The sequence below is a fragment of the Mesorhizobium sp. M2A.F.Ca.ET.037.01.1.1 genome (assembly GCF_003998075.1).
Lineage (GTDB): Bacteria > Pseudomonadota > Alphaproteobacteria > Rhizobiales > Rhizobiaceae > Mesorhizobium.
Map to the genome: position 1 here is coordinate 1 of NZ_RZSA01000633.1, position 4,014 is coordinate 4,014.

Sequence of the window (4,014 nt, forward strand, 5' to 3'; positions counted from 1 at the left end):
GCCCCGAGCTGCCGCAATGGGGGCTGAAGGTCATCGTGCCCGCGGTCGGCGGCATGCTGGCGCTGTCGGCCGCACTTGCCGCGGCCTGCTTCGTCAAGGCATTCGGCATCACCTTCCTTGGCCGGGCGCGGTCGGCGGCGGTGGAACGCGCGCACGAAGTCGATCGGTGGTCGCTGGCGGCGATGGCCGTGCTTGCCGCCTTCTGCCTGCTCGCCGGCATCCTGCCAGGCTTCGTCATCGACAGCCTGTCGACGGTGACGCTTCCGCTCGTCGGCGAGCGCATGCCGGTTCAGATGGCGCAGCCCTGGCTGTCGATCGTGCCGATCGCCGAGAGCCGCAGCTCCTATAACGGCCTGCTGGTCTTTGTCTTCATCACCATCTCGGCGTCGCTCGCGGCGTTCTTCATCCACCGCTTCGCCTCGCATGCGCTGCGCCGGGGCATTGCGTGGGGATGCGGCTTCCCGGATGCGGTGCCGGCCGCGCAATACACGGCCGTCAGCTTCGCGCAGCCCATTCGCCGCGTCTTCGACGGCTTCGCGTTCCGCTCGCGCGAGACGGTGGACATGCCGGCGCCGGGCGCGCTGGAGCCGGCGCGACTCAAGGTGGAGATGCACGATGTGGCCTGGGAGATCTTCTACCAGCCGATCACCGGCGCGATCGATTTCGCCACAGAGCGGCTGAACCACCTGCAGTTCCTGACCATCCGCCGCTATTTGACGCTGGTCTTCCTCTACCTCGTCATCCTGCTTCTGGTGCTCGCGCTATGGCCATGATCTCGCAGCTGGCCGTGCAGGGCGCGCAGATGCTGGTCGTGCTTTTGCTGGCGCCGCTGCTGATCGGCTTCGTGCGCAAGGTGAAGGCAAGGCTGGTCAGGCGGCAGGGGTCTTCGCTGATCCAGCCCTATCGCGATCTCGTCAGGCTGATGCGCAAGGAGGTCGTGCTGGCGGACAATGCGTCCTGGCTGTTCCGGGTGACGCCCTATCTGATCTTCGCGGCCACCTGGGTCGCGGCCGCGCTCGTCCCGACATTCGCCACCGGCCTCGAATTCAGCTGGACCGCCGACCTCATCGTCATCGTGGCGCTGCTCGGCAGCGCGCGCTTCTTCCAGGCGCTGGCCGGGATGGATGTCGGCACCAGCTTCGGCGGCCTCGGCGCCAGCCGCGAGGTGATGATCGCGTCGCTGGCCGAACCGGCGATGCTGCTCACCGTCTTCAGCCTGGCGCTGCTGGCCGGCGCCACGCAGCTCTCGACGGTCGCCGCCTTCATGGGCTCTCCGCAAGTCGGGCTGCGGGTGTCGCTCGGCATGTCGCTGATCGCGCTCGTGATGGTGGCGATCGCCGAGAATGCGCGCATACCGGTCGACAATCCGGCCACGCATCTGGAGCTCACCATGGTGCATGAGGCGATGATCCTGGAATATTCCGGCCGCCATCTGGCGATGATCGAGCTCGCCACCTTCCTCAAGCTGCTGCTCTATATGTCGCTGATCGCCTGCGTCTTCCTGCCCTGGGGGCTGGACAGCGGCGGGACCGGGCCGAAATCGCTGGCCATCGGCGCGGCCGCCTATCTCTGCAAGCTCACGGTGCTCGCCATCCTGCTTGCCGTGTTCGAGACGGCGGTCGCCAAGATGCGCGTCTTCCGCGTGCCGGACTTCCTGGGCGCGGCGCTGATGCTGGCGCTGCTCGGCACGCTGTTGCTGTTCGTCTCGCGGAGCCTGTGATGAACGGTCTCACCTTCGACATCGCCCATCTGCTCGCCGGCAGCCTGGTGCTGATCTCCTTCATGATGCTCTACCAGGACCGGCTGTTCGCGCTGATCAATGTCTTTGCGCTGCATGCCGTAGTGCTGGCGCTTTCGGTAGCCTGGCAGGCTTACATCCAGGACGCGCATCATCTCTACATCACGGCGGCAATCGCGTTGGTCTTCAAGGCGATCGTCATTCCCGTCGGGCTGCATCGCATCATCCAGCGGCTCGGCATCCACCGCGACATCGAGACCGCGGTCGGCATCGGCCCGACCATGCTCGCCGGCATCGGGCTAGTGACGCTCTCCATGGTGCTGATGCTGCGGGTGACGCCCGAGGCCGATCCGCTCGCCCGCGAGGATCTCGCCTTCGCGCTGTCGATCATCCTGCTCGGCCTGCTGGTTATGGTCACAAGGCGCAACGCCGTCAGCCAGGTCGTCGGCTTCATGTCGCTGGAGAACGGCCTGGTGCTGGCCGCCACCGGCGCCAAGGGCATGCCGCTGGTGGTCGAGATCAGCGTCGCCTTCTCAATCCTGATCGCCTTCATCGTCATCGGCGTCTTCCTGTTCCGCATCCGGGAACGGTTCGATTCGGTCGATATCGGCGCGCTCGACGACTACCGGGGAGAACGCCGGTGAGCGGGTTTTCCTTCGACGCCGTGGCCGCGATCCTTTTTATCCCGGCGGGTGCCGCGGCCATCCTGGCGGCAATGCCGAACTACCGCATGACGGCGACCGTCAATGTCATCGCCAGCCTGCTCACCTTGCTCGCGGCGCTGTCGCTGTTCGTCACGGAACGGCCAGCGCCGGGACAATACCTCCTGGTCGACGACCTCAACATCGTCTTCATCGTGCTCAACACATTCGTCGGCTTCACCACCAGCGTGTTCAGCGCGTCCTACATCGCGCATGAGCTGGAAACCGGCCGGCTGACCGCGCCGAACCTGCGCTTCTACCACGCGATGTACCAGATCATGATGTTCGGCATGAACTTGGCCTTCGTGTCGAACAATATCGGCCTGATGTGGGTCGCGGTGGAGCTCGCCACGCTGACCACCGTGCTGATGGTCGGCATCTACCGCACGCATGAGGCGCTGGAAGCGGCGTGGAAATATTTCATCCTCGGCAGCGTCGGCATCGCGCTCGCGCTGTTCGGAACGATCCTCGTCTACATGGCTGCGCAGCCGGTCGTCGGCGAAGGCACCAACGCCATGGTCTGGTCGGTGCTGATCGAAAAGGCGGCGCGTTTCGATCCAGCGCTGCTCAGCGTCGCCTTCATCTTCCTGCTGCTCGGTTACGGCACCAAGGTCGGCCTTGCCCCCTTGCATGCCTGGCTGCCCGACGCCCATGCCGAGGGCCCGACGCCGATCTCGGCGGTGCTGTCGGGCCTGCTGCTCAATGTCGCGCTCTATGCCGTGCTGCGCTTCAAGCTGTTGCTCGCGGCGAGCCCGCAGGCGATCGGGCCCGGGCCGCTGATGGTCACGATGGGACTGACCTCGCTGATCTTCGCGGCCTTCATGCTCTACCGCCGCCGCGACATCAAACGCCTGTTCGCCTATTCCTCGATCGAGCATATGGGCATCATCGTCTTTGCCTTCGGCATGGGCGGCCCGCTCGCCAATTTCGCCGGCCTGCTGCACATGGTCATGCACAGCCTGACCAAATCGGCGATCTTCTTCGCCGTCGGCCATATCGCGCAGGTCAAGGGCACGCAGAAGATCTCCGAGATCAGGGGGCTGACCGAAAGCCATCCCGGACTTGGCTGGGCGCTGGTCATCGGCGTCGTGGCCATTGCCGGCCTGCCGCCGCTCGGCATCTTCATGAGCGAATTCCTAGTCGTCAGCTCGACTTTCGCCAGGCATCCGTGGCTGGCGGTCCCGCTGGTGTTCGGGCTGCTCATCGCCTTCGGCGCGCTGCTGCTGCGGCTGACCGGCGTCGCCTTCGGCGAGCCGCGCGGCGGCATGGCGCCTGTCGAGGCGTCCTATGTGCCGATGTATTCGCACCTCGCCTTGGTGTTTGCCGCCGGCATCTATCTGCCGGCGCCGCTGGTGGCGTGGTTCCAGCATGTCGCCGGCATCCTGGGGTAGGCGCATGGTGAGGAAAAACATGCCCGCGCTCGCCGATCTCATCGAGGCCGACCGCCAGGTCGAACATCACGCGCCCTGGCGGCGCGGCGTCGTCGCTCCGAAGGCCTGGAACCTCGCCGTCGAGCAGCTCGTCGCCGGACGCTGGAGCCTGCTCGGCCTGTGGGGGGAGCCTGACAAGGTGCAC

General features: G+C 65.9%; 3 protein-coding genes and 2 pseudogenes. All 5 read left to right on the forward strand.

Annotated elements, in window-relative coordinates:
- Positions 1-773, forward strand: a pseudogene (locus EOA27_RS25820) (hydrogenase 4 subunit B); the annotation flags it as partial.
- Positions 764-1,720 carry an NADH-quinone oxidoreductase subunit H gene (locus EOA27_RS25825; protein ID WP_126080205.1) on the forward strand — a complete coding sequence of 319 codons (957 nt, stop codon included), beginning with the start codon at positions 764-766 and terminating at the stop codon, positions 1,718-1,720. The pseudogene EOA27_RS25820 and the gene EOA27_RS25825, both read left to right, overlap by 10 nt.
- Entirely contained in the window at positions 1,720-2,382 is a 663-nt protein-coding gene (locus EOA27_RS25830) for a hydrogenase-4 component E (RefSeq protein WP_095819077.1), read from the forward strand. The genes EOA27_RS25825 and EOA27_RS25830 overlap by 1 nt, the downstream gene beginning before the upstream one ends.
- On the forward strand, positions 2,379-3,830 hold the full coding sequence (locus EOA27_RS25835; protein WP_126080204.1) for a hydrogenase 4 subunit F: 1,452 nt from the start codon (positions 2,379-2,381) through the stop codon (positions 3,828-3,830). The genes EOA27_RS25830 and EOA27_RS25835 overlap by 4 nt, the downstream gene beginning before the upstream one ends.
- 4 nt (positions 3,831-3,834) lie before the next feature.
- A pseudogene (locus tag EOA27_RS25840) lies at positions 3,835-4,014 on the forward strand (hydrogenase expression protein HypE); the annotation flags it as partial.